This is a genomic window from Sphingobacterium sp. WOUb80 (assembly GCF_050058145.1).
In the GTDB taxonomy this organism is placed as follows: Bacteria; Bacteroidota; Bacteroidia; order Sphingobacteriales; family Sphingobacteriaceae; genus Sphingobacterium.
In genome coordinates this window covers 2261520-2285667 of record NZ_CP165617.1, presented here as the reverse complement: position 1 = coordinate 2285667, position 24148 = coordinate 2261520, and the positions used below count along the sequence as shown (strand labels likewise).

General features: G+C 36.6%; 28 protein-coding genes and 1 pseudogene. 11 read left to right on the top strand and 18 right to left on the bottom strand.

Translation table 11 applies throughout. The annotated features are described in order from the left end of the window. Positions 1–88 precede the first annotated feature (88 nt). Positions 89–3052 (bottom strand): response regulator, encoded by a 2964-nt coding sequence (locus AB1Z56_RS09585; RefSeq protein ID WP_426791888.1) that lies wholly within the window; start codon positions 3050–3052, stop codon positions 89–91. Positions 3053–3181: 129 nt separating this feature from the next. Next, positions 3182–4333, bottom strand: coding sequence for an Atu1372/SO_1960 family protein (locus AB1Z56_RS09580; protein ID WP_426791887.1), 1152 nt, complete (start codon positions 4331–4333; stop codon positions 3182–3184). Between the two features lie 59 nt (positions 4334–4392). On the opposite strand from AB1Z56_RS09580, the gene AB1Z56_RS09575 reads away from it, so the two are divergent. Beyond that, positions 4393–5217: a helix-turn-helix domain-containing protein gene (locus tag AB1Z56_RS09575; protein WP_426791886.1), complete on the top strand. Its 825-nt coding sequence runs from the start codon at positions 4393–4395 to the stop codon at positions 5215–5217. Here AB1Z56_RS09575 and AB1Z56_RS09570 read toward each other — a convergent pair. Further along, a complete protein-coding gene (locus AB1Z56_RS09570; RefSeq protein WP_426791885.1) occupies positions 5198–5383 on the bottom strand; it encodes a hypothetical protein in 186 nt (61 codons plus the stop codon). The two genes, AB1Z56_RS09575 and AB1Z56_RS09570, sit on opposite strands and share 20 nt — an antisense overlap. A gap of 209 nt (positions 5384–5592) precedes the next feature. On the opposite strand from AB1Z56_RS09570, the gene AB1Z56_RS09565 reads away from it, so the two are divergent. Beyond that, positions 5593–6060 (top strand): HAD domain-containing protein, encoded by a 468-nt coding sequence (locus AB1Z56_RS09565; protein ID WP_426791884.1) that lies wholly within the window; start codon positions 5593–5595, stop codon positions 6058–6060. A 28-nt stretch (positions 6061–6088) separates the two neighbouring features. Here the strand turns inward: AB1Z56_RS09565 and AB1Z56_RS09560 are convergent, their stop codons facing one another. The 9 genes from AB1Z56_RS09560 to AB1Z56_RS09520 all read right to left on the bottom strand — a co-directional run bounded on the left by AB1Z56_RS09560 (position 6089) and on the right by AB1Z56_RS09520 (position 11559). Further along, positions 6089–6835: a metallophosphoesterase gene (locus tag AB1Z56_RS09560; protein ID WP_426791883.1), complete on the bottom strand. Its 747-nt coding sequence runs from the start codon at positions 6833–6835 to the stop codon at positions 6089–6091. Positions 6836–6855: 20 nt separating this feature from the next. Beyond that, on the bottom strand, positions 6856–7230 hold the full coding sequence (locus AB1Z56_RS09555; protein ID WP_426791882.1) for a hypothetical protein: 375 nt from the start codon (positions 7228–7230) through the stop codon (positions 6856–6858). Between the two features lie 156 nt (positions 7231–7386). Beyond that, positions 7387–8484 carry a hypothetical protein gene (locus tag AB1Z56_RS09550; protein WP_426791881.1) on the bottom strand — a complete coding sequence of 366 codons (1098 nt, stop codon included), beginning with the start codon at positions 8482–8484 and terminating at the stop codon, positions 7387–7389. 128 nt (positions 8485–8612) lie between these two features. Beyond that, on the bottom strand, positions 8613–8762 hold the full coding sequence (locus AB1Z56_RS09545; RefSeq protein ID WP_309366993.1) for a hypothetical protein: 150 nt from the start codon (positions 8760–8762) through the stop codon (positions 8613–8615). A 36-nt stretch (positions 8763–8798) separates the two neighbouring features. Beyond that, positions 8799–9338 (bottom strand): ankyrin repeat domain-containing protein, encoded by a 540-nt coding sequence (locus tag AB1Z56_RS09540; RefSeq protein WP_309366992.1) that lies wholly within the window; start codon positions 9336–9338, stop codon positions 8799–8801. Between the two features lie 67 nt (positions 9339–9405). Continuing rightward, positions 9406–10185 carry a DUF4241 domain-containing protein gene (locus tag AB1Z56_RS09535; protein ID WP_426791880.1) on the bottom strand — a complete coding sequence of 260 codons (780 nt, stop codon included), beginning with the start codon at positions 10183–10185 and terminating at the stop codon, positions 9406–9408. A gap of 31 nt (positions 10186–10216) precedes the next feature. After that, a complete protein-coding gene (locus AB1Z56_RS09530; RefSeq protein WP_309366990.1) occupies positions 10217–10774 on the bottom strand; it encodes a hypothetical protein in 558 nt (185 codons plus the stop codon). After that, positions 10761–11189 (bottom strand): hypothetical protein, encoded by a 429-nt coding sequence (locus AB1Z56_RS09525; protein WP_426791879.1) that lies wholly within the window; start codon positions 11187–11189, stop codon positions 10761–10763. Before AB1Z56_RS09525 ends, AB1Z56_RS09530 begins: the two co-directional genes overlap by 14 nt. Positions 11190–11241: 52 nt before the next feature. Then, complete coding sequence (locus AB1Z56_RS09520; RefSeq protein WP_426791878.1) at positions 11242–11559, bottom strand: hypothetical protein; 318 nt, start codon at positions 11557–11559, stop codon at positions 11242–11244. 216 nt (positions 11560–11775) lie between these two features. Between AB1Z56_RS09520 and AB1Z56_RS09515 the strand changes: the two genes are divergently transcribed. Next, on the top strand, positions 11776–12129 hold the full coding sequence (locus AB1Z56_RS09515; protein ID WP_426791877.1) for a hypothetical protein: 354 nt from the start codon (positions 11776–11778) through the stop codon (positions 12127–12129). Positions 12130–12134: 5 nt separating this feature from the next. Here AB1Z56_RS09515 and AB1Z56_RS09510 read toward each other — a convergent pair whose 3' ends face one another. The 3 genes from AB1Z56_RS09510 to AB1Z56_RS09500 form a co-directional block, all read right to left on the bottom strand. Beyond that, positions 12135–12929, bottom strand: coding sequence for a DUF2711 family protein (locus AB1Z56_RS09510; protein ID WP_309366986.1), 795 nt, complete (start codon positions 12927–12929; stop codon positions 12135–12137). Positions 12930–13257: 328 nt separating this feature from the next. Then, positions 13258–13515: a zeta toxin family protein gene (locus tag AB1Z56_RS09505; protein ID WP_426791876.1), complete on the bottom strand. Its 258-nt coding sequence runs from the start codon at positions 13513–13515 to the stop codon at positions 13258–13260. A 29-nt stretch (positions 13516–13544) separates the two neighbouring features. Further along, positions 13545–13997 (bottom strand): hypothetical protein, encoded by a 453-nt coding sequence (locus tag AB1Z56_RS09500; protein ID WP_426791875.1) that lies wholly within the window; start codon positions 13995–13997, stop codon positions 13545–13547. A 228-nt stretch (positions 13998–14225) separates the two neighbouring features. Between AB1Z56_RS09500 and AB1Z56_RS09495 the strand changes: the two genes are divergently transcribed. Together AB1Z56_RS09495 and AB1Z56_RS09490 are read left to right on the top strand one after the other, a co-directional pair. Further along, positions 14226–14549, top strand: coding sequence for a MafI family immunity protein (locus tag AB1Z56_RS09495; protein WP_426791874.1), 324 nt, complete (start codon positions 14226–14228; stop codon positions 14547–14549). A 220-nt stretch (positions 14550–14769) separates the two neighbouring features. Then, positions 14770–15138: a hypothetical protein gene (locus AB1Z56_RS09490; protein WP_309366954.1), complete on the top strand. Its 369-nt coding sequence runs from the start codon at positions 14770–14772 to the stop codon at positions 15136–15138. Positions 15139–15613: 475 nt separating this feature from the next. On the opposite strand, the gene AB1Z56_RS09485 is transcribed toward AB1Z56_RS09490, so the two are convergent. Further along, positions 15614–16297, bottom strand: coding sequence for a hypothetical protein (locus AB1Z56_RS09485; RefSeq protein ID WP_309366955.1), 684 nt, complete (start codon positions 16295–16297; stop codon positions 15614–15616). A gap of 25 nt (positions 16298–16322) precedes the next feature. Then, the gene (locus tag AB1Z56_RS09480) at positions 16323–17000 is read right to left on the bottom strand and encodes a hypothetical protein (RefSeq protein WP_309366956.1); all 678 of its coding nucleotides are present in this window, start codon (positions 16998–17000) and stop codon (positions 16323–16325) included. Positions 17001–17239: 239 nt separating this feature from the next. Between AB1Z56_RS09480 and AB1Z56_RS09475 the strand changes: the two genes are divergently transcribed. The 6 genes and pseudogenes from AB1Z56_RS09475 to AB1Z56_RS09450 all read left to right on the top strand — a co-directional run bounded on the left by AB1Z56_RS09475 (position 17240) and on the right by AB1Z56_RS09450 (position 22173). Further along, entirely contained in the window at positions 17240–17995 is a 756-nt protein-coding gene (locus AB1Z56_RS09475) for a DUF6882 domain-containing protein (RefSeq protein WP_426791873.1), read from the top strand. Positions 17996–18367: 372 nt separating this feature from the next. Then, complete coding sequence (locus AB1Z56_RS09470; protein ID WP_426791872.1) at positions 18368–19063, top strand: DUF3784 domain-containing protein; 696 nt, start codon at positions 18368–18370, stop codon at positions 19061–19063. Positions 19064–19214: 151 nt separating this feature from the next. Further along, a pseudogene (locus tag AB1Z56_RS09465) lies at positions 19215–19368 on the top strand (transposase); the annotation flags it as partial. A gap of 101 nt (positions 19369–19469) precedes the next feature. After that, a complete protein-coding gene (locus AB1Z56_RS09460) occupies positions 19470–20324 on the top strand; it encodes an AraC family transcriptional regulator (protein WP_426791871.1) in 855 nt (284 codons plus the stop codon). Between the two features lie 75 nt (positions 20325–20399). After that, the gene (locus AB1Z56_RS09455; protein WP_426791870.1) at positions 20400–21563 is read left to right on the top strand and encodes an FAD-dependent oxidoreductase; all 1164 of its coding nucleotides are present in this window, start codon (positions 20400–20402) and stop codon (positions 21561–21563) included. A 268-nt stretch (positions 21564–21831) separates the two neighbouring features. Then, positions 21832–22173, top strand: a complete 342-nt coding sequence (locus tag AB1Z56_RS09450; protein ID WP_426791869.1) for a hypothetical protein — start codon at positions 21832–21834, stop codon at positions 22171–22173. Between the two features lie 754 nt (positions 22174–22927). On the opposite strand, the gene AB1Z56_RS09445 is transcribed toward AB1Z56_RS09450, so the two are convergent. Next, positions 22928–24145: an epoxide hydrolase family protein gene (locus tag AB1Z56_RS09445; RefSeq protein WP_426791868.1), complete on the bottom strand. Its 1218-nt coding sequence runs from the start codon at positions 24143–24145 to the stop codon at positions 22928–22930. Positions 24146–24148 lie beyond the last annotated feature (3 nt).

The following is a 24148-nucleotide window of genomic DNA, read 5'->3' as shown; positions in this document are numbered from 1 at the left end:
TAGGCCCGATTACTTTTCCTTCTCTGCTAGCATAAAAGGCGCCACTCGCTGATGAGCAGACCAAAAAAGAAATATTTTTTCAAAAATACTATACGCTAATATATTTTTTGAGTACTTCAAGAAGGTCTGCCCGCCGTATAGGTTTAGGAAGAAAGTCATTCATTCCGGATTCAAGGCATTTTTCTTTTTCCCCCAGCACATTTCCAGCTGTTACGCCAATGATAGGTATATGTTGATATTCTGGCAGCATTCTAATATTTTGTGTTGCCTCAATGCCATTCATTATTGGCATCTGAACATCCATAATAATAATGGAAAACTGCTTTTTCCTGCATTCTTCCAAAGCCTGTAAACCATTTGCAGCTTCCGTTAGATGTATATTGGGAGCGAGAGACTTCATTATCCTATTATTCAGGACCATATTCACCGGGTTATCATCAACCAAAAGCACTTCTAATGCTAGTGTAAATGCATGCGAATCTTTCTTAGGCTGATCCTGAATAATTTCTATTACAGTACTTCGGTCGACCTTTTTAAGGGTTTTGTATAGATCATGTGACTTTATAGGCTTCAACAGTAGATGTGTATTTTCTATTTTCCTAACTGAAGTAAGTATATTCAGTTCTTCCGAAGAAGAAGAAAGTATTATAAATGGAGCAATCTCTTTTCGTTGATTTAATAATCCTTTTATTTTATCTATTGTTTCCAATCCGGACATGATAGGCATATGATAATCCATCAGGATCACATCAAACCGCTCACCTTTCAACATGATATCTAGGGCTTCCATGCCGTTAGAAGCCAACGTAGATTTGATATTTTTATAGGTAAGCATGTGTTCAAGAATGATCCTGTTGCTTTCATTATCATCTACCACTAAGGCCGTTTTAATAGCTGTTTCATCTTCTTCTTTCCATTCAGACATTTCATAAGGAACCTCAAGATCGAAGAAAAATACAGAACCGCTGTCCATTTGGCTGATCAGCGACAAATGACTTCCCATATAGCCTAAGATATTGTTTGATATGGTTAGTCCGAGACCCGTGCCACCATATCGTTTGCTGATTGAACTGTTTTCTTGGGTAAAGGCATCAAAAATGTATTTCTGCTTCTCAACGGGAATGCCGATTCCCGTATCTCTTACAGAAAAACGCAAGGCAATCTTATGATCATCCATGTGTAATTTCACTACTTTTAGCTCGATCTCTCCCTGTTCTGTGAATTTCACAGCATTTCCCAGCAGATTGATTAAGATCTGTTTTAACCTTGCCTCATCAATGAAAAGTATTTTTGGGAGACCCGGCTCAACGTTGAGAAGAAGTTCGATGTTTTTTTTCTGGGATTGATAAAGAATAACATTAATGACTTGGCTTAACATATCATACATATCACTTTTTTCAATTAAAAGTTCCATTTTTCCGGATTCTATTTTAGAGAAATCCAGTATATCATTGATGATGCTAAGGAGGTTTTCCCCTGATTCATTGATGTAATGCAGATATTGCGTCTGTGCTTCATTCAGTGGTGTCCGGAGGAGGAGGTCTGAAAAACCAATAACTCCGTTCAAAGGAGTACGGATCTCATGACTCATATTGGCCAGAAATTCGGATTTTGCCTTGCTAGCTATATCTGCAGTTTCCTTTGCAGTTTTCAGTTCTTCATTTATTTTTACGGCATTTGTAATATTCTGTATGGAAATAATTATACCTCCAACTTCATCTCTTGTAAGATACCAAGGTCCGACTTTGAGATCGTAATGCTGAATTCCTTCCTTTCCTTCCACCTTTAGCGCAAAATCCCCGTCGACATACGTTTTTCCCAAAAGAGCATTACTGTAAATTTTTTTTCTTTCTTCGGGAATATTAGGAGATATTGTAAATAGATTATTGCCGATAAGATCTACATTATTCATACTAAATTCGTCTCTCCATCTGCTACTTACAGCAACGTAGTTAAGGGCCTTGTCAAACATTGCCAAAGGAATAGGGACATCGGTAGCAAAGGACTGCATCATTGCCTCCTTCTGGGTAATTTCCAAAAACATTTTTTTGAAGGCATCAATGTCCTGAATAATTCCAAAAACCCTGTGGCAAATTTCATTTTCAAATTCGGGAATCCCTTTTACTCTTACCCAGATCGTCACGCCATCATTACGTAGAAGCTGTAGCTCCTCATCAAAAGAAATTCCCTGTTGTACCGCTCTGTTAAATAGATATTCTATTCTCTCTCTGCTTTTTCCTTCGTAAAATCCAAGCGCATTTTCAAAAGTTGGTTGGAAATTAGTGTTCGTTTTGTGAATTTCCCTCACACTTTGGGACCATATGAGCCTTCCGGTCTTCATATTGGCTTCCCAGCCTCCCACCTGGGCAACTGCACTTGTTTCCTCAAGCATTTCTTTCGTATAAAACAGATCTCTTTCTAACTTATTCCGGCGTAGAATGTCAGATTTTATTTGGATATAAACGAAAATGGTGACACCAATGGCTGCAACTGCAGAAAAGATAATGAATAAAACTGTCCGTTTGGTGGAGTTATTCAGATCTACATTTTTTAGGGCAAGCTGAACTTCTCCGTGTTTTATAAATTTCTGAACGAGCATTCGACATTTATCCATGGCTCTCTTGTTTTGCACAAGTTCTTCTGGGGTCATTAATATTCCCTTTTTACGATTATCAATCAACAAGGAATATTCTTTCATAAGGATGTCTGAGGTGTGCAGCAGTTCATGAAGTATATTAATCTGAAGTTTATCTTGAAGATTAAGCCTATCTTTGTTAGCTACAAGCAGGGGATATTCACTCCTGCTTTGCTCGAAAGGATCAAGAAAATCTTTCCGGCCGGTAAGCTGATATCCCCGACTGCCTGTTTCAGCATTTAACAGTGTGTTTAAAATATCTTTTATTAAACTGATAGATTCCTTGGTTTTTAAGAGCCTTTGTCTGCTCTCCATCTGGTTATGTATGCTAATATAAGATGCTATAGAACCCGCAATCAGCAGTATCAAAGAAAGTACTACACCTATCTGAAGATTTCTTATAATTTTTTTTGGCATTGAATGGTCGTTTACTGTTAAGATACTAAAAAAGTAAATATCTACTCCACATTTCTTATTTAACACTTTGAAAACTTTAAGTGCAATAACAAATGGTATGAAAGTGTCAGTATTCTTCCCTAGATAATTCTATTCAATTTCAAATATAGCCTGTATTTCAACAGAAGTATTTCCGGGCAGTGACGATGCACCAACTGATGCTCTGGCATGTTTTCCTTTTTCACCAAATACATCTACGGCCAGATCTGATGCAGCGTTCATCAGCTCAGCATGTTTGGAATAGTCTTCAGGAACATTAAAATAACCTGTTAACTGAACACATTTTTTTATGCGGTTAAGGTCGCCTCCAGCGGCTGCTTTTAGCACGCCCAATACATTGAGCATTGTTGTACGTGTCGCCTCTCTTACCTGTTTTTCATCTACGTCCTTACCGAGTTTTCCTGGGTGCTGTATTTTTCCATCCTTTAATGCATATTGATTGATAAACACAAGGTTTCCGCTACGTACAAATGGTTGGTAATTTCCGGCAGGTTTTGGTACTTTAGGCAGGATAATGTTTTTATTGATCAGTACCTGATTTATATCGGTATTATTTGTGCGTGAAATAGGAGCGGATTCTTGGCGAAACGTTCCCTTCAGAGCCGTTGCAACCTTACCAAAGTTTTCCCCCTGATCTTCGGCAAGAAGGCATTCATCTACGCTCGGACGTGGCACATTTTTTATACCTGCTAAACTCGTGGTTCCTAAAACAGAATTGCCCTGAGCAATAGAATTGTCAATTTTGTCATTTGACCGTATGCCATTTGAAACAAGTATCATTCCATGAACCGCAAGAGTATTCCAAAATGACTGTAAGGCGAGTTCACGTCCAGCTCCGCTACCCGCGGACATAAATACGCTGGCAGGCATTCCTTCAAGTGCGTGTTTGGCCCATAGATCTATTGTTTTGGAGAAAAATTCGCTCATGCCGGTACTCATATTTCCAAAATACACTGGAGAGCCAAAGGCGATACCATCATAGGAAGATAGTTCTTCTATATTAACAACCGGGATGGTCTTTAAAATTGGATTCTCCGAATGCTTTACCTGTTTGATCACCGATCGAACATTTGAGTTTTTTTCTAAGCCTTTAGCAAATTCTTTAGCTAATTCATATGTCCCACCGTTATCGGAATAAATAAGGACCAAGACGTTTACATCTTTCTTTTGTGCTATGGATGGGGTTGAAAATGCTGTTATCAGAATAATTAAAGGAAGTAATAATTTTTTAAATTTTGTCATCTCTGAATATTTTGGTCAAAATTAATCAAAGTACTTTTTTTAACTTTGCCAAAAAGTGTATGCAAAACGACATGGGTAAATGTGGGTTAACCGAAGCGGAGCAGGGATGGTATACGGATCGAAGTGAAAAAAAATCCTTCCTGTGGTATGAAAGAAATTATCAGCATGATAACTATGAGCATTATCACAGTCATTATCAGCTGACCTATGTCGAGGAGGGATATCAGTATTTTCATATAGAAAATAGTATTTATCTCGTTCCGCAAAATAGCCTGATCTGGATTCCTTCTGGGATTAAACACCGTATTTCTTCTGATGCAAAGACTGTTAATTTAATGGTACTATTCTTTAGCGAATTGCAAGTCGAAGAATTCCACCGTGAGGTTCGAGTTTTTTCTTGTCCAGCAGTTTTAAGAGAAATGCTTATTTATGCCAAAAAATGGAATAAGCTTGATACCATAGATAAAGAAGAATCAAGTTTCTTGGCTACCATTATCAATAGTCTACCCAGTTTCTGCAATGAAAACACTTCACTGCAGATTCCGGTTCCAACGGACAAACGTCTTGCCAAGGTATGTAATCAAATTAATGTAAACTATGTCTCTAGCATTGATTTAATAGAATTGGCTTCGCTGGCATCTCTATCAGTAAGGCAGATGCAACGAATATTTAAGCAGGAGACAGGAATAACGATCTTAAAATATCAGCAGCTGCTGCGCATAGTTAAAAGTGTTGAATTGCTCGACAGCGGCCAATTTACACAGACAGAGATCGCTACAATGGTTGGATACAAAAGTCTTCACGCTTTCTCAAGTTCTTTTAAGCTACTGATGAAAAAAAGGCCTGCTGTGAATAAGCACAAGGTTAATTTAGATGTCGTGTGATAACCTGAATATTTGGTTCTGTCAACGTATTTGAATACATGCCCAGATCAAAGTAAAGCGTATCTATGTTGTCTACAGCAATTGCGCCGACATAACTGTCGATTCCATTTTGTTTGACCTGCTGCCATTTATAAGGAGCTTCAAGCGTAAATAGACCAAAATTCATTGTCTTTGTGGGAGATGGATCTTTGCACCTCACAACAAGGATGGTAAGAGCAGAAATGTGGAATAGTTTTATGAACTGTTTCATGCAATGGCTTATGCGTTGAATTTACAAAATTAGGCTGCACTATCAATCTAAGGTTAATATTTTTTATTATTAAATCGCAAACGGGTGGAGTGGAAGCGCCAAATTAATTATTAGCTTCGTGCAATATGATTTTCTTTTTAGATATAGACGGTGTCATAGTACATGCCAATCCACATAGGGCGGTAGAGCAGGCAACCGATGGCTTTTATATATTCAGTAGTGAAGCTGTTGAAACATTTAATACTATATTCATTGCAAAAGAAGATCAGGTGATTCTCTCCACCTCGCATCGTTTTAGATATAGCATAGCAGAATGGAAAAAGATATTTCTTGATAGGAATATTCGAATAGGTTCGCTTACGTTGTTGGATGATGTTAAACACCACTTAAATCATCGCTTTACACGGAAAGATCAGGTATTGGGTCAGATTGTGCGTCAAGGTCTGCAAACTGAAGAAATAATCATTATAGACGATGACAAATCATTAAATGAATTACCACAACCATGGAAGTCAAGGTTAATATTGACATCTTCTTATATCGGATTGAATGAAAGGGATCTTCCCAAATTGAAGATCATACTCAATAGGTAATTTCCCATTAATAGTTGTGGTGTTTTGTTCATATCTCTACGACAAGATTCTTATTAAACCCATTATACGGCTCATCAATATAGCCGTGTGGATTGCATATAATTTCGGTGTTACCGATTTTATAGTTTACAGGAGTATGTATATGGCCATGGATCCAGTAGGAGGGCTGATGCTTTATTATTAAGTCTTCCATATCTGAGACGTAGGCGGCGCTGATCGGATCGTCTATATACTTCATTGGCAGGGATCGAATGCTCGGAGCATGATGCGTCACTACGATGTTATGTTGCGCTTCACTGACACGAAGACTTTCCGTCAGCCATTGCCTCGAAGTTTGGTGGATTCTAAACGTATCGATGCTTCTTAATTTGGCATAATTGTCACCTAATCTGATCTTCTTATAATCATTTATACGGCTTTGGCATAGCGATCCGTAAACTGCAGGATTGCCCTTTAAGGAAAAATCAGTCCAGAGTGTGCAGCCATGGAAACAAACGTGGTTGATCTCCAAAGATTCATTTTCCAAAACATGGATATTTGAATTGCTTGCAGCGTCCTTGATTTTATATAGTGTTTTCGGATATGCACCCTTATAATACTCATGATTGCCCAGCACATAGATGATCGGTATATTCAAAGAAAGTGATTTGAGCCAACTGATCCCTTTTACCCCTAGATCCGTATCTCCCGCCAATACAAGTACATCTGCTAATTTCAGATTGATATCGTCGTATCCAAATTCTCTATGTAGGTCGCTAATAATATGGATTTTCATTGTAGGTAATTTTAGTCAATTTAATGCCAATCGTAATAACAAAAACGACATTGTTTTGCTGTTGGAGTTCTGGCTAGCTTCCCACAATTGGGGCAGTAATTAAAAAATATTTCAGAAGCATGATCACGCAGGATACGCGTTGCAGTATCTTCATTAAATTTCTCTAGGCCGTTGTTCAATAAACTTAGTGCATTTTCGTCTTTGATCAGCCATCCAGCTTTAAAGTAAACTCTCTTTATTTTATCAATATCCGCATTTTGATTTATATTTAAAAGCGAATGTGTGTGTTTATAAGCAAGTTTCTCTTTTGGAGACATCAAATGAAGGTAATAGTTGATGATGTAATCTTGTTTTTCTTTTTCCACAACTATGATAGCTAAGTTTTCTTTTTCCAACCTGAAAAATACAATTGGCAACTGTTATTAGGATGGTTAACAACCAAATAATTAATGAGTAAAATAGTAAACCAAATGATGCTCTACCTTGAAAATCAGGAGGTATAACTAATTTTAACTTCATTATGTTTTTAATTTACAGAGTGAGTTATTAACCTATTGTTGGAGCAGTTGCTCTTGTATATTCTCTTGATTTAAACCTAGATTTTCAAAAATAATTTTTGTTTCCCGTACATCTCTGAGCAATTTGAAGAAATCTGTTTTTCCATATTTTTTGATGCCATATTCACAAACTAGGCTTGCGACAACATAGCTTGCAGGAAAATCATGCGTCCAATAAGACTTATCGAATATATTAGATTGACAAACTTTCCATATATCTATCCGATTGATTTCTTTTTTTAATTTGGCTTTAAGTTGCTCATATGATTGCGTTCCACTTCCACCTAAATACGTAGCAAGTCCTTCATCGAAAAACTGATTTATCCCTGGGACAGCGTTTCTAATATACAAATGACTGATTTCATGAGGATAATATTCCGAATTATTTGCAGACAATACATTGTTTTTGTAAACGACGCCACCAGTACTATTTGCATACATCATTGGATGATATTGAAAACCCTGCATATTAAAAAACTCTTCTACCGTCGATGCAGAATAGTAGGTTAATGGGATCCTGGGAACATCAAAATATTGAGACATTTTTTTATTAAACTCTATCTGTTCATTGATGTCTTTATCAACGTTTTTTAATCTATTGTGACTTATATAATAAGTAATTTCTTCTTTCTCTTTCCTTTGCCATGTCTGCTCAATAAAATTTAGATATGATGAGATTCTGACCGTATCATTATCGCATTTTGCTATTACATTGACAATAGCTTTTAATAGAGATTTGCTGGATGAGATAAAACTGATCTTGACAATAAATTGTTTCCGAGGAATCCACGGAATAACCTCCATTACACAGGGGTTGAAAACACGTTGACCACTGTTATTATTCTCCATATCCTTCAAGAAGAAAAATGGACTTCCAAATCGATCAAAGTCAGATTTTTCGCAGAATTTATACCTATTAATATTGGTATAGTCATCCCTAACCCTTAAAAAGCTGTCTACAGTATTGACAATTTTTTGATTGATCGGTATATCTAAATCAACTATGGGGGATACTGCAATAGGGGGCGTATCTTGGCAATAGGCAGATGATAAGAAGGCGCAAAGATTTAAAAGTATTAATAAATATTTCATAATCAAGTTAGTCAGTAGGTGGGTCGTAATCTATTCCTCGGTATTGATTTTTAGCTCCGGAATCTAAGGTTACATAATAGCCTATTTCATGACCCGACACAAATTCAAGTTTTGCTATTTTTTCAATTTTAATGGTCATCGCCAGAGTAAATCCACATTGGTTCAGTTTGTCCTGCTCTTTCAAAACCATTCTTTTTATAAAAGTTTATGGTTTTTCCGTCGGCAATAAGCATCTGCATATGAAAATCATTATAGATCTCTTGCATTTTATCCATCATTTTGGGGTGTATTATCGCTGAAATATCGTGATGTGCTTATTTTAGCAGGTGTCTGAGATCCCATTCCTTTTTGTTATGCCCAGTATCAATTCCACCACCAATAATATTTATAATATCCCTAACTGAACGGTCATGATAATTGATTACATCCAGCGAAGCACCTTTTGACACAAGAAGATTTATTATTTTGATCGTATTCTCCTGACCGCGGTAATTCATAACAGCTATCCATAAAGGGGTATTCCCATTTATTTCACGGATATCAATTTCTGCACCACAATCAATTAAATGGCTTACAATTCGATAGTTCATTTTAGAAACGGCTACATGCAGAGCTGCAAGTTCACCTCCGCGTTTATTCTGCCTATGATTAATGTCAATGCCACAGTGTAAAAGAAAATCTATCAGATCCTCCGGTTGATATCTTTTGTTATAACCCGAACCCGAATATGCTATAAGCAGATTGTTCTGATCATACCCGTCGGTTCTACAAAAATCAACACCTTCCGACCTAGTTTTTTCTAACGTATCAATGTCATTTTCGTAGATTAGTTTAAATAATTCTGTAAATTCCATCTTTTAAGTCTTTAAAGGATTTTACTCCCCTTTAAAAATAGTAATTCATCACCGAATTTTCTAATTTTCAATACTCTGGAACATTCCGCCACAGTACAATACTAAAATCAGTCAATAGTTGACAAATTTTACCTGCACTATCTCTTCCTATGTAAGTAGCATAAAAACCATCTCCAAACCCCGTAGAGAAAAAGAAGGCATTTTGATTTTGAAAACTGTAATTTAAATAATCCTCGAATTTTTCGGAGAACATATTGTCCCAGTTTTTGTCGAGCAGCGTATTCAGATTATTCTTTGCTGCTTGATCAACGAAAAGACCTAGTCCTGCATCTACTCCGTAGCCGTAGATTTCTTTGGATTTAAGGGGGATTGGAGTCTGTCCAGGTAATAAGGCAAACTCCCATTTTCGGATGGGTTCATCTGAGAATTTTACCCGTGCAAAGGCGACCCTTCGATCCTTATTAGCGTTGATATTTGCCATTGCCAATTCGACCGGAAACTCACCAAGAGGGAAATTTTCGCTGAAAGCTATTGCATCTCTTAAGGTAACGGGATCAGTTGCGATAATCTGGCCTGATGATACCTTTATATTTCCGACAGCTATCTTATCAAAAGTTATTTCCGTACCGAATTGCGTTACTTTTGTGCTCGTCGCGAAACTTCCCTCAAATATTTGCGGGAATGCCAGTGATGTGTCGTTAATGGTTGTTTTCGGTATGGTATCTGTGAAGTCAAATTTGGCTGTCGGTACAACAATGTCGTTACTATTACTTGGAACTTTGTTCGTCGAAGTACATGAAAATTGCACCAGGGCCATTAAACATATTGCTATTATTCTTTTGTGCATTGAACGTATAATTAAATTATCTTTGTCTAATTCATGACTCTACATGATGACCTATCTCCTTAAAAAACTTTCTAAGCATTCCATATGTACTACTATCGGCTGTAACCTGCTTGGAACTATCTAGCGCCATTGCTTCACAACTTAAACAGATATTCAAAACAGATATAATTTCGCCCGAGCTTTTATAGAACACTATAGCATCCCTGTAAATGGGGGCACACATCCAATTGTTGACGTTAGTTGTTTTGGTAAGTAAAATATTCTTTAATAGACTGATTTCCTCATTGCCACATATAAATGTATTGGTTCTTTGACTAGAAAAATGAAATCGACCTGTACTATCAATTAAGTACTGTGTTGCACCTAATAGCGCGTCAAGTTCGCTCAGTCGAATTTCTTCGCTATCGGTCAGATTATTGCGTTTCTCCTTTCTTACTTTTAAATTATGTCGCTCTGGTTTCAGTATTTGGATCAATGCATTGTATTCCTTTCCGCGCTGTAAGGAGTATGTTTCGATGTAGTCAAATGGGAAGCCATTTATATAATCAGCGGAGTTCACTGTATTGGCTTTTGCGCTATCTTTGGGCATGTATAAATTCAAGTTTATAGTTATCTGCTAGACACTCGAAAGTCTCATCCTTAAAAAAGAAAATGTAGTGTCTTTTGTTGTCTAAATCATCACTTAACTGTACAATCGGTTCAGGCAATTTCCTATCTAAGCCGCTAATTATTTCGTAGAATTCTCCCCATTCGAGTTGCTTCCAATTTATCCGATATTGTCCATAATAGTATCCCCCGTCGTTGCAAGAGTTTAATGAATACTTGTAGGAGTTTTCAAATGTAATACGTGCTTTGTCGCCTTCGACAAAGCTATCGAACATATAGTGATTAAGATAAATCTCCATTATCAAATTTTTACCTACAATTTGTAGGTTTACTTCCGGTGATACAGGGTGTGCATTCCAGTTGTTTGATAGCTGGATAAAATCAATAACTTTTGCCATATTGTCTTTAGATATAATTATATCATCAGGAAATTGTACACCTTCACTTCGATCAGTGATCTATTTTCAATGTATCATTCAATATTTCTAAGATCTTTCCTGTACCGATCACAGGGGGGCGTTCCCGAAATTCAAATAACATACCTTCGGCAAGTCTTCCTCTAAAATATATGACACCCGCTAATCGAATCGCCGCTTTAACTTCCTCTCCGGGATACACTGTATCTTTATCGATAAATGTTTGTTCACCTGATGTTTGCATTTCATCAAAATCAAATTTTATCTGTGGTCTATATTTAGAGAAAGCAGGCGTCTTTCTTCCACCTTCTTGTGTTGTTCTGTATTGCAGCAGCGCTATGAAATCAGACATATACTAAGACTTTTTCTAAAATTAATCAATTTATCGCAGTGATGAGTCGTCATCAGGATTGTGCTTCCTGTGATGTATACCCCCTGCAACTCCAAATCCAACAAGTGAGCACCATATAGTGATGATATTCTCACGCCCTTTTAGCGCAGCTAATTTAAATATTGGCTGTGCGGCATATAATCTGCTATTGGCCATACCAGTACAGATAACCCAAATATGACCACCATCGAAAGCCAGAATTTTGGGAAAGGCAAGATTATATTTGTAATAAGCGCAAATAGTATTGCAGCTAAAGCCGAACCAACATACATCGCATACATTCCCATTGGAGAAAGCATAAATACAGTGATGCCAATTGTGATTATAAAGATAACAATACTCAAAAACCAATGTAGCATTATGCCTATCAATTTCTTAGGAAAACTGATCCTATCAAAATTGCTCAATGACACAGCTAATGAGATTAATGTCGGGATAAGAATAAATGACCAATCCCATTTAATGCAAACCAGAAATATTATGCTGGCCAAAACGCAGCAAAGTGATGTCATAGCGATTCTCATCATTTAAATATTTTATATCTCAACCGTGTATTCCCAATAATGGTCTGTCTTGTCATTACAAAGAAAACCCTCAAACAAATCGCTAGCGATGAGCTGATCCATTTTTTTATGATCCGTTGCGATGAGAAAGAAGAAGCTATCCCACTCAATGGTAAACAGAATTTCTTTATCTGCGGAGTATAGGTAATAATCTTTGCCGCCGATCTCATCACAGAATTCATATTCCGTTAATCGATTAAGATCCACAGTTGAGGTGTTTTCATAAAACTCGTCGGTTATCATGATCAGGCTCTTTTCCAGGAGTTTGAAAGCTTTATAGATGGCCATCTTTGAAAGTACGCCAAACGCACCTTCAGTCGGATGGTACATACTTTCGCGATCTGTATAATTATTAAGCTTTTCCATGAGGTCCGGTCTCGTAAAATTTCGGTTTAGCCCACCTATAGAAGTTCTTAGGGCCGTATTAAGTTGTGCATAGCCCGTGAGGGAGGAGCCATTCACGATATTTTTCCAAGGTGTTGCTTTACCCGTCCTAAAAATATCTTCATCGGAGGGATATCGTTCATTGTCATAATTATAGATCTCCCTATTTGCCTTGGGAAGGTTTTTTAAAAAATCAACTTTCTTCAACGCCTCTTCATGCGATAGAAGCTTAGCCTTTTTTAGATTACTTTTATCAGTTTCCTCTCTGTCAAGTTGAAAGAAGGGGAGGAATGCAATGAAAACGGTGTTATAATGGTCTTTGAAATGCTCTTTTATTGCCCCTTCATAGGGATATAACTTTTCTGCGTCAAATATGTTGCCCATAAAATATTGGTTAAGTATGAATAGCCTTTATTTCAAATCCAATATATGTAATTTTATGGAGAGCTGAAAATTTGAGAAAGCCCCCAAACCTTTGGCACAAAGTACATCTCCTATACTTTTTCCACTGTTCTTGTTCGATATCATCTATCTCGCAAATAGCTTAAATCCAAAAGTATTGCCTTCCAGTTCGTTTCTTTCATATCTATTGCTATTCGCGAAAATATGATTGTGGACAAGTCGAAGTATACGGTATCATTTACTCGAAAATGGTATTATATAAATGTTAAACAGGTTTTCTAAACCACGATGATATCATCTTTCTATCACATCAGATGGAATATTGTGTCCCCCGTTTTCTACTCTCTTCTTTTACACGTTGTATGGCTAGTGAAGGTGAGTCGAGCCAAAAATATAGGATAGTGACTGAATAGCCCTTTTTTTGAGCATCGATTACTAAATTTTTATAGCTTTTTGTGGGAAGCGTTGTTTCAAATGCAAAATCAGTCCTATTCTTCATTAATTCCGCTATAGGCTCCAACATAATTCGTCCAGCTAACACGGCGTGGAGTTTTTTTTTGATCTCCAAATTTTGTAGTTTAATTTTTTTTAAAGAGGTCACCCCTTTAGAAGTTCATATTCACGCATGGGGAAGTCATGTTCAGACCATTTTTTCTTATAGCCTTCTGGTCCTTCCTCATTCCATATTCTGATGAGATTCTCCCGAACCAAATTAATGTATTTTGGCAATGTAGTAGTTCCCGAGATTACGGGCTCAAAATTATCTTCAGATGTGAGATTCCAACTGGCCCAGTCTTTATACCATCGCAGTTCATAGTCAATACTAGTGCCTTTTTTTTTCAGTATAAGTTTATGCTCACCCGGTTCATCCATAAAAACAACCGATGTTTCATCTTTAGTTTTTAATTCAATAGCAGATTGAGCCAATTCTTTCAGTGAATCGTGTAAGTAGGAGATATTTAGTATTACTATCTCTGTTATATTGCCGATGCAGAGTGTAGCCCAGCCACCCTTATTTACTACATATTTCAGCGTTAGAACTTGTTTCATTGTATTGAGCTATTTTTTACAATTTAAAAATATTTTGTTACATATATATCATATTCTACCCCTAAGTTGGTTTTTCGGTATTTCCGAGATGCCGCTTATGTAAACCGATATAACTATCTTTATGGAGGAAAGGAGATACAGTACGAAACTGGCTGGTACGACCGTCATGCCCGAGAGTAATTACAACCCATACAGATATAATAACAGCTTTTCCAATAAAATAAGATAATGAAAACACTGTTAAATGTATTGTTAAGACTAATTGAGACTGCAAGAATTCTGGGATTAAATTATCGTGATTTAAAAAATGCAGAAGATCTTTTAATGCATAATGAGTTTGGTTTGTGCTTTGACACAATAATAACACAGATGTATGAATACGAAATTGAAATTGATGATGAGTTGTATGAATCGATTTCTAAAATAGGTGATATAATGAATTTGAAACCAGAGAGTTATACTTTTATGAAAGAACTAATAAGGGATGAAAGTAATATTCCTAAACCTTTGAAAGATGAGTTGACGAGGATTATTACGAGCTTAATAGAGTAAAAATTGTAGTTGTCGCTATGGGGGTATGTCCGGGAGCTCAATATTCTGTTGCTTTTGAAATGAAGTTAGCAAGTGGTTCTTATCCAGGAGTATATAAGCGATGTGCTAGATGCAGTTTTGGGTTTTTTATCCAATAATTTACTTCCTCAAATCAAGATCATTTTTAATGAAAATAGTAATCAAGTGTTTTGAAATGGTACGGGTGTTGTAAAATAAAATTATGGAAATAATAACAGAAATACGTGATATAAATTATATGCTTCAGAAATATAAGGGAGCTAATCTCCAACTCGCATTTTATAGTGAGAGTTTAAGTAAACTCGCTATAAGATTATATTCCATGAATCAAAAAAAAGTAATTTATATCATTGGAATTGGTTGTGAAAAAATATGTGGCCCCTTTCGTCTCTCAAATATTGACTTATCGATTAATGATGTAGTTAATTCAGAATTAGGAGCAAATTTAATAAGGGTTTTTGATAAAACATCTGGTTTCGAGCTTTTTGCATCTGGCGGTGTTACGTTAGCACAGGGAGAAGAGTCTGAATTTGGGACATCTTTTGATCATTTTATTGCACCTGATGACTAAATTTTGTTAAAACTAAAATTGTATTTTTCATATATGCGATCTAAGCACTGCCGTTTATTATAATCTGAGCCCGAAATGCCATCAGAGGTTCAATTACGATACAATACCGTTTCTCGTAATCAATCTTAGTTTCAAACCCATACCTTAGCCTTACAGTTTGTAATCATCTTGAAAGTTAATATCTGTAAACATATTAATTCAGCATACTACGACCAATTCCAATTTTCCAATAGCTGCCAATGTTGTCATCTATACTAATATCTTTAGCGATATAGGAGGGAGGTGCACAAGCAATTCGCGCTCCAAAAAAAACATTCAAGAGACAAAATATATAAAGGGGGACATTATTTCCCCCTTTAATCTATGTTCCAATAAATTTAACAAAGACTACACCGCGCATTTTAACGATTAAGTAAAAATAACAAGTTTCCAGCTTTAACAATTAGCATAGTCATTATATAGAAATGTTACTGCGTTAAAGAAAACTACTGTAGAGTGTTATATTTACCATTTTATCCTTTGCTACCTGGTAAGAGCCAAATCCCCAGCCATAGTTGCCATAAATCTTGTGGTGAACAATAAAATCAAAACTTTGGTTCGCTGGTACTTTTAGGCTTACGTATCCACTTTTATTTGTCAGTCCTTTCAGCGTCGAACTTTTTACTACTTCAGCGACATTATTAGAGGTGACATAGATCTTATTGACAGGAAATGCGACGACCCCCTGATCTTGAATAGGGATACTGCTTTGGTACGATAGTAACTGAATTATAAGGGTGCCCGAAAAATCAGTCACCTTTGTTGTCTTTTTACGTTCTATACCCGCTGTAATCTGTACATATTCATCGATGCTGTAATCGTTGTTATTTAATTTTATAAAATCTGTCTTTAGTTGATAATTATTAGGTAACAAATCAGTAAAATAGACTTCGCCAACACTGTTCGTAATAGCTGAATCTATCAGTGAATTGGAGGCTTGCTTGCTCCCAGGGTTATAAATGTAAACTTTGAGGCCAGGCAATCCCTTGCCAGTATCGTCTGTCAATTTGTAGTTTAGTTTTCCCGTAACTTCTCCTTCTACCAGTTTGACAACGACCTCCTTCTTACAGGAGACTGTTGCAATCAACAGTGTGAGCACAATAAAAAAAATGCCTTTCATATTATTAAAGTTTTTTATCAGCAATTTATTGATAAAAACCTGCAAAATAGTTCATCGTTATACCTTTTTGAATGGATGTTGTACCCCAGTTAACATTTGAAAACGTTGTTGTATTGTAGAGTAAGACAACATAATCTTTGCCAGATGCGATATTAAATGTAGCAATACCATTTTCGCCTGTCACACCTTTAAATTCGGCGTTAGCTAAGTTTTTTGAAACATATTGCTCATATTCGTAGTTATTAGCAGGAATAATAAGGACACCTATATTTTTCGCGGGTTGATTCGTATTATAGGAAGTTACTTTAACGACTAAGGTTCCTGAAAAATCTGTCACTTTAGTCTCTTTATTCCTTGTCATACCAGTAGTGACCTGAACATAATCTCGAACAATATAATTTACATTATTTACTTTTGCCGAATCAGCGACTACTAGATAACTTTTCGGATTTAGATCGCCAAAATCAACTTGGCCGTTTCCGTCTGTACGACGCTCATCGATTAATATACTGTTGTTTGCATAATAGCTGTCCAAGTGATCGAACAAGGATACCTTGACATTGGATAGACCTTTACCATTTGCGTCGGTTAATTTGTAAGTAAGTTTTCCACTATTAGAGAGGGACATCTCTACCTCAGTGGTTTTCTTACATGATACAAATGCTACCGCTAAGAGCATTAAATAGGCTAAATTTAATTTCATAAATGTTAATGAATTGTTTAAGGTTGCAAATATATAATTTTAGTTATTATGTTGTGATTTAGAAGTGTTAAATAGACAAAATATATAACTCAATAGCTATAAATTCCATATGTATTAAGTATCTTGACTAAACATAATAATCCTAGTTATACGGAAGTATGGAAGAAGAGGGAGCTGGATTAGCCACTAATTCATTCTAAGTAGTTTTGTATAAATTCCAAAATGATAAAAGCACAACGTTGAAAATAGATTACGAACAGTTTGCAGGTAAAAAATGTCGGGAACTTGTGCAGATCCAGGAGAGGTTTATGGAACAGTTGAGTATCGGCAGCTATCAGCATTGGTATTATGATGCTGAACTTGCACTCTTGCGGTTATACAATGACGATACAGATCAATTGTATCTAAAATATATTCCCATCGGTACCTTTTCGCTTACGTCAGAAACATGGATGTGGAGTTGGTTCAATAATCATAGTTACGAGCCTAATAAGGACAGCACATTTGCTGTTAGGGAATTTGGCCTCGAAAACGATTACCCGAAATTGACAGCAGGCACTTTCCCGGCCGATGAATTCGATTGTTGGGAGTTTGCTGCGATATCATTAGTCACTTTGGAGGGGATAGGAGTGTATCGAGCTCCCACCGAAAAGCTTCAAAGTTATCTTCTAATTACTGCTGTCTTGGAAGAAGATTCTCGGGAAGTTGTCCATTTTAACCAGGCAAAAGTTGAATGTAAAATCCATGGGCGGTCAAGAACAGCGTTTGTTTGTCAGCATCTTAACCTAGAGCATCCGAAGGGTTTTGAAGAGGCTTTTGAAACATATAAAGGGATGGAACTTGGTGAAGATGACGATTTTCAAGCATGGTGTGATGAATGTGAAAAGGTCAGGATCAGAAATAACGGTTGGAACGAATACGCTGAAGAATTTGCAAAGATCAAACTGGTCTGTGAATATTGTTACTTTGAACTAAAAGATTTTAATAATCTTTAAATAGAAGATTAGTAGCATATCTGGACGGAGTTTAACTATCGTTTTTCTTGTATGTTTCATCCTGTTTGTATGGAGTAACTTATAAATTGACAGGTATGTGCCGTTCACAATATTACTTCATAACTTAGAAAGATTTTTTAATAAAAATGGTAAAACACTTTGATGTTAAGTTTTTTTAAACACATATTGTGTTGTTAAATAGTGCTTTAATATCTTAAAAAAATAAAAAAATAAAAAAATAAAAAAATAAAAAAATAAAATTTTAAAAATAACCAACAGGATATTTATTTTTAGTTTTGATGGAAAGAAAATATAATTTACATTTGACGATAATTATAAACTCGTCATATTTTTAATCAATTCTTCAGAAGAATGTTATTGTATTTGTTTTTTTTCATAATGCTGATTATGGCAATCGTTGTCAACGAAAAAAATGCCCGGTATATTCTTGCTGGGTATAATTCGATGTCAGAAATTGAAAAGCACCAATTTGAATTGGTAAAATTTTTGAAATTTTTCAAAAATTATCTTTTGATATTGGCTGTTTCCTATATTGTCATTGGATTTATCTTAATCAAGATGTTTGATAATGCGAATATTGGTATTGTATTCTCTGTATTATATCCTTTTTTTGGTTTTTTCCTTTTAATATATAGGTCCTTAAGTTATTATAGAAATAGTTCTAAAACTAACGTGTTGGTCTTAGTTGTTGGGACGGCAATTATTATTGCAGTTATAACTGCTATTTCTATAGGGTTAAGTAACCCAACTATAAAATTGAATAATAATAAGTTATTTATTTCTGGTCCTTACGGAAAAATACTAAATATTGATGAAATTCTATCCGTGGAGAAGATATCTACACCTATTCAAGCGAAAAAGGTAAGTGGGTTTCAAATGGGTAATGTCCGTAAAGGGAAATTTGAGTTGCCAGATGATGAAATTGTAACCATTATATCAACAACCGATAAAAACTACCTAATGATATTTACAAAGTCTTCCAAGTATATTATAAACTTTGATAGTGTATTGCAAGCTAAAATTAATGAGAAAATAAAAAAGCAATAAGTTTTAACCATTTTATTTTTTATTTTATGAAAATCAAACAAATAATTTTGATCACTTTGAGTGTGATTGGGTGACCTCCCCCTGCAAACCAGACATTTTAAAAATAGAGAATTCGGGTGTGAATTACTAATTTTAAATAGGAGGAAAAACGATGAAAAGATCAAAGTTTACCGAGGCACAGATAGCTTTTGCGCTACGTCAGTCCGAGACCGTTACTCGAATGGAAGAAATATGCTGGCAAATGGGAGTTTCACAGGGCGACATTTTTCAATTGGAAGAAACAATACGGTGGTTTAGGCGTTCCTTAATTACGCAAACTGCGGCAGGCGGAAGATGAGAATGCTTACTTTTATTGAGGAATTGTATTCTCTTTTCAAGAGATTGTTATCATTAAGCCTGCTTTATAATGAGAAAAAAAGACAAAAATATTCCTGTCAACACATTGCCTGAAGGAACTTCGAAGGGTATTATGATGATGCGTGAATCATTTCATGGATCACCAGATTCCGAAGTTGAACGAGCCCATCGCGATGGAGGCTATACGTTTATCATTCAGGAAAAAGGAAATACAACTATTGAAATTGATTTTCAAACCTATTGCATTAAAGCCCCGGCCATTGTCTACATCAATCCCCATCAGGTGCATCGCGTAATCTCATTCGACAAAGCAATGCTCAGTACCTGGATCGTTACCGAAGAAAACATCCGCGCTGCATATCTGAGCTTGTTGCAAGATCTTACACCGGCAAAGATATTGTCTGTAAAGCCTGAGACCCTTGATATCCTGACAGACGCCGTTGCCTTATGTATGAAATTGTCTGGAAAAAAAACGGAGATTTTGTATCATTCCATTTTAAAAGAAAGCTGTAATACCTTGATTACGCTGATTATTTCACAATATTTAGTTTTGGAAAAATCGACAGTATATCATACCCGATTTGAGGATATCACAAGAGCGTTTAAAACAACATTGGAAAAGAATTATAAGAAGATTAAAAATCCAAGAGATTATGCCGGACTTTTAAACCTATCGACTTCTTACCTCAACGAATGTGTCAAGGTGACGACTGGTAAACCCGTTTCTATCCATATTCAGCAGCGGATTGTACTCGAGGCCAAACGGCTGCTTTATCATTCCGGGAAGTCAGTGAAAGAGATTGCGGATGAACTAGGCTACGATGACTTTTCCTACTTCACACGGCTGTTCAGCAAAACGGTAGGAATGTCACCGACTGCCTTTCTTGCTAAAAACCGCGAATAGTCCTAAATTTACAGCATCTCGTTATTGTATCGCCTTTCTTTCCGCCCTTCCTTTGTATCATTAAAAAAGATAGAAATGTTAAGCGAAAAAAATATTGCCATCGTTGGAGGTGGTCCAGGTGGTCTGACATTGGCCAGGCTGCTGCAAATGAAAGGTGTACAGGTTAAAGTGTATGAAAGAGATTTTAGTCAAGCCGCAAGGGTACAGGGAGCTATTGTAGACCTGCACTTTGATTCAGGTCTTAAAGCGATGGAGGCGACCGGACTTATGGAGGCTTTTAAAGCAAACTACATGAAGGGTGCCGACAAATACCGTCTGCTTGATCCGCAGGGAAATATGCTGATGGATGAGAGTCAGCGAGACGAAGAACCCGTATTCGGAGATGAACATTTTCGACCAGAAATCGATAGAGGAGCGCTGAGAGATCTCCTAATCGACGGACTGCTTCCTGATACCGTAGTATGGGATAGCCAGCTTATCGGTTTGCGAGAAATTGAAGATAAATGGGAATTAAAATTTGAGAATGGAATGACCGCGGTTGCTGATCTGGTCATCGGATCGGACGGTTACCGCTCCAAGGTTCGTCCCTATCTGACAGATTTGAAAGCTCTTTATTCCGGAGCCGCAATTATCCAGGGCGAAATAGATCATCCCGAGATTGCATGCCCGGAAATGTACGAACTAGTTAATCAAGGGAATCTGATGGCTATGGGAGATGGTGCGACCCTAGTTGTCCAGCCTAGAGGCGATGGCGGATTCACTTTTTATGCAGCCTCAATGTATCCGGAAAACTGGGGTATATCCAGTGGTATAGATTTTGGTAATCCTATAGAAGTTGGCGGGTATTTAAAAAAACATTTTGTAAATTGGAATCCTGTCTTCTTCATGCTTTTTGAAGCCAGTGAACATTTCACGTGGCGCCCACTTAACTATTTTCCTTTATCGATAAGGTGGGCTTCTAAAAGTAATCTTACCCTCATTGGGGATGCCGCGCATTTAATGCCTCCGAATGGTGAAGGCGTAAATCTGGCCATGCTGGACGCTTTGGATCTGTGGGAATGCCTAACCAGTGGAAGGCAAGCCAATCTTAAAGAGGCAATTTCAGCTTATGAAGATATCATGTTTGAAAGAGCTGCGCCTCTTTGCATGGAAACAATTGATGGAATAAAAGATTTTGCAGCACCAACTAACGAATCTGTAAAGGAACTTGTTAGATTGCTAAGTAATACTAAATCATAGCTTCAGCGGATGGCGTTTTAAATTCTAATTCCAAGATTAGATATGATATACCTAGTGGATAACACTAAGTATATGGGGAGCGTTAATTTTCTTCATTCTCTATATTACGTTTGTGGAATCTCAATGTCTTTACATACTCATTTTGTACCTTCATGCAACATGAATAATCTTGTTAGAAGAAAAATAATAAATAACTATATTGTTGCCATCTATCCGATGAAGGTTGAGTTTACTATATCTGCCACCTAAACATAACAGAATTAGAAAGATGAAAATTAAATATTCTTTTGCAGTATTTTTATATGCCTATTTGAGACAAGTTGATTTATCATTAGACAGGAGCAGGTGGGAACCCATTGATAATCTGAGGGGTTTTTATCGAAGCCAAATTTCTCCTAAAACAGTAGCAAATTATCTCATTGATAAGTTGGGGCTAAACGTTGAAAAATTGAATTATTTGATTTTTATTGAGGAAGAATCTTTGTGGGAGAAAATTAAAGATTCATTATTATCTAACTTTAAGAAAGATGTTATTTTGGATGAAGATAAAGTATACTATTTATGTCAGAAATTATTGCTTTTGGATAATTTCTTAGAGAATGGCGAGTAGGTGCATAGATTAGAAATCGAGAAGTTAAGAATAGAGTTTTCTAAACTAAATTATGGTACCATCATGTTTAAACTTGCCGGCAATGATCGTTTAAAGGCGGACAATATCGAACATTTCTTACAAAATGAAAGATTGAGCACAATTAAAATTTGTGAGTTTAATAAAGGTTATTTTTAGATCAAAATGGTCATTTAGCCAAACTTCCTCCTTTAACGGTTACAAGGGCACCTTTTTGACACCCTCTTTTATGGAGATTCTATATTTGTTCGAACAGAAGAAATTAAAAGTACCTATATTCACGATGTTACCAATGCTGATATTTGGTTTGATATAGAACCGGATGGTTCTCCAGAACTATTAAAAAGATTATTTCCCTTTGCTTCAAGTGATAACGGTCTTTATCTCTTCTGGGATTATGAATCAAAATCCGAGAATGAGATGGATATCTATTTAACTGATTTTAGAGGAATTGGATTTAGAAATGTTGGCAGATCTTTGTATGAAGCTATAGGAAATTTAACGGGAAATCGATACAAAGAATTTTTACCATTTTCTACGCGACCTTTGGCAAGAATTTTTAAATATCCGAATAAAGGCTAAAGGGTTAAAAACTAAACGTTTAATACGGTAATTCAAAAGCTATAAAATGTTATAAAAATCATTCAGAACAGAAATCTAGTAGCCTCAATATGAATACACATATTGAGGCTTTTTGTGAAGACCATTTCAAAAGATCTTCTTGGGTATGAGATGGCTATTTAAGAAGCTTAAAAGTATCTGTGATCCCTTCTATAAATGCTTCCGGATTTTCCCAAGGGCCAAAATGTCCCCCTTTCTTAAATGCTTTTGCATATACGGTATTAAATTGCGCTGCCATCGGGCCATTTTTGAAAATATCCACACGGTTTTTCTCGGTACCCAGGGGAGGATAGGCATCCCCTGCGAGGAAAGTAAAGCCTGCAGGTGCTTCCACAATCGGGGTCCTATCATGTGATGGTTTCCATGGATACCTATTGGCGTTGGAATATACACGGATAGAGGAACCGATAGCCTGATTTATCCAATAGATCATGGCAAAAGTAATAATATCATCCTTTGAGAACACATCTTCAAAATTGCCATGAATGTCACTCCATTTTTTCCAGCGCTGTAGTATCCAAGCAAGCATTCCAACAGGGGAATCGTTCAGTCCATGCGTGATGGTCTGTGCATCAAGCATATGTACCGCAACATGGGAAGCATAGGTGCGCTGTAGGTTGATGATGCCATCACGCAGCTCAGGAGATGCATCTTTCGGTATCATCTGTCCTTCGGTAAGATCCCACGGTCTTTCACTCTGAAAGATGGTCAATGGCATTTCCTGCCCCAAATGGATACCGATCAATTCGTCCGCATATTTATGTCCCAATTGGGCAGTAACGAGCATTCCGTAATCACTTCCTGAAGCGGCGTATTTTTTATAACCCAATGTTTCTGTCATTAGTTTATGCCAGAGTTCCGCCATTTTCCAAAAATTCATTTCCCCGTTCTTAACCGGTGTAGAAAAACCAAATCCCGGCAATGAAGGAACAATGACATCAAAAGACTGTCCGGGATCTCCACCGTAAGAAGCAGGATCGGTGAGCTGGCGGATAACTTTGCTCCAGTGCCAGTAAGTCCACGGCCATCCATGTGAAAGAATAATCGGCGTGGGGTTAGGACCTTTACCTTTTTCGTAAATGAAATGAATAGGCTGCCCATCTATTTCTACCTTATGCTGATGAAAGGAATTCAGTTCTTTCTGTGCTGCCTGCCAGTCATAGCCACCAGTCCAGTGATCAACGATCTCTTTTAGGTAGGCTGTACTGATGCCATAATAAGAATCTTCATTGTTCAGATCCTGAGACCAACGTGTAGCTTTTAGTCTGTTTTGCAAATCTGCAAGTATCTCTTCGGATACGTTAATTTCAAAAGGTTTTAAGTCTGTATTCATTGT

Excerpts from the sequence above, each read along its gene's own strand:
- AB1Z56_RS09535 (WP_426791880.1), bottom strand. The coding sequence starts at position 10,185 with ATGCACAAAAGAATAATAGCAATATGTTTAATGGCCCTGGTGCAATTT.
- AB1Z56_RS09540 (WP_309366992.1), bottom strand. The coding sequence starts at position 9,338 with ATGGAATTTACAGAATTATTTAAACTAATCTACGAAAATGACATTGAT.
- AB1Z56_RS09495 (WP_426791874.1), top strand. The coding sequence starts at position 14,226 with ATGAAAACACTGTTAAATGTATTGTTAAGACTAATTGAGACTGCAAGA.
- AB1Z56_RS09580 (WP_426791887.1), bottom strand. The coding sequence starts at position 4,333 with ATGACAAAATTTAAAAAATTATTACTTCCTTTAATTATTCTGATAACA.
- AB1Z56_RS09560 (WP_426791883.1), bottom strand. The coding sequence starts at position 6,835 with ATGAAAATCCATATTATTAGCGACCTACATAGAGAATTTGGATACGAC.
- AB1Z56_RS09470 (WP_426791872.1), top strand. The coding sequence starts at position 18,368 with ATGTTATTGTATTTGTTTTTTTTCATAATGCTGATTATGGCAATCGTT.
- AB1Z56_RS09480 (WP_309366956.1), bottom strand. The coding sequence starts at position 17,000 with ATGAAATTAAATTTAGCCTATTTAATGCTCTTAGCGGTAGCATTTGTA.
- AB1Z56_RS09525 (WP_426791879.1), bottom strand. The coding sequence starts at position 11,189 with ATGGCAAAAGTTATTGATTTTATCCAGCTATCAAACAACTGGAATGCA.
- AB1Z56_RS09485 (WP_309366955.1), bottom strand. The coding sequence starts at position 16,297 with ATGAAAGGCATTTTTTTTATTGTGCTCACACTGTTGATTGCAACAGTC.
- AB1Z56_RS09545 (WP_309366993.1), bottom strand. The coding sequence starts at position 8,762 with ATGATGGATAAAATGCAAGAGATCTATAATGATTTTCATATGCAGATG.
- AB1Z56_RS09490 (WP_309366954.1), top strand. The coding sequence starts at position 14,770 with ATGGAAATAATAACAGAAATACGTGATATAAATTATATGCTTCAGAAA.
- AB1Z56_RS09445 (WP_426791868.1), bottom strand. The coding sequence starts at position 24,145 with ATGAATACAGACTTAAAACCTTTTGAAATTAACGTATCCGAAGAGATA.
- AB1Z56_RS09585 (WP_426791888.1), bottom strand. The coding sequence starts at position 3,052 with ATGCCAAAAAAAATTATAAGAAATCTTCAGATAGGTGTAGTACTTTCT.
- AB1Z56_RS09515 (WP_426791877.1), top strand. The coding sequence starts at position 11,776 with ATGACCACCATCGAAAGCCAGAATTTTGGGAAAGGCAAGATTATATTT.
- AB1Z56_RS09455 (WP_426791870.1), top strand. The coding sequence starts at position 20,400 with ATGTTAAGCGAAAAAAATATTGCCATCGTTGGAGGTGGTCCAGGTGGT.
- AB1Z56_RS09460 (WP_426791871.1), top strand. The coding sequence starts at position 19,470 with ATGAGAAAAAAAGACAAAAATATTCCTGTCAACACATTGCCTGAAGGA.
- AB1Z56_RS09570 (WP_426791885.1), bottom strand. The coding sequence starts at position 5,383 with ATGAATTTTGGTCTATTTACGCTTGAAGCTCCTTATAAATGGCAGCAG.
- AB1Z56_RS09510 (WP_309366986.1), bottom strand. The coding sequence starts at position 12,929 with ATGGGCAACATATTTGACGCAGAAAAGTTATATCCCTATGAAGGGGCA.
- AB1Z56_RS09500 (WP_426791875.1), bottom strand. The coding sequence starts at position 13,997 with ATGAAACAAGTTCTAACGCTGAAATATGTAGTAAATAAGGGTGGCTGG.
- AB1Z56_RS09520 (WP_426791878.1), bottom strand. The coding sequence starts at position 11,559 with ATGTCTGATTTCATAGCGCTGCTGCAATACAGAACAACACAAGAAGGT.
- AB1Z56_RS09530 (WP_309366990.1), bottom strand. The coding sequence starts at position 10,774 with ATGCCCAAAGATAGCGCAAAAGCCAATACAGTGAACTCCGCTGATTAT.
- AB1Z56_RS09550 (WP_426791881.1), bottom strand. The coding sequence starts at position 8,484 with ATGAAATATTTATTAATACTTTTAAATCTTTGCGCCTTCTTATCATCT.
- AB1Z56_RS09450 (WP_426791869.1), top strand. The coding sequence starts at position 21,832 with ATGAAAATTAAATATTCTTTTGCAGTATTTTTATATGCCTATTTGAGA.
- AB1Z56_RS09575 (WP_426791886.1), top strand. The coding sequence starts at position 4,393 with ATGCAAAACGACATGGGTAAATGTGGGTTAACCGAAGCGGAGCAGGGA.
- AB1Z56_RS09565 (WP_426791884.1), top strand. The coding sequence starts at position 5,593 with ATGATTTTCTTTTTAGATATAGACGGTGTCATAGTACATGCCAATCCA.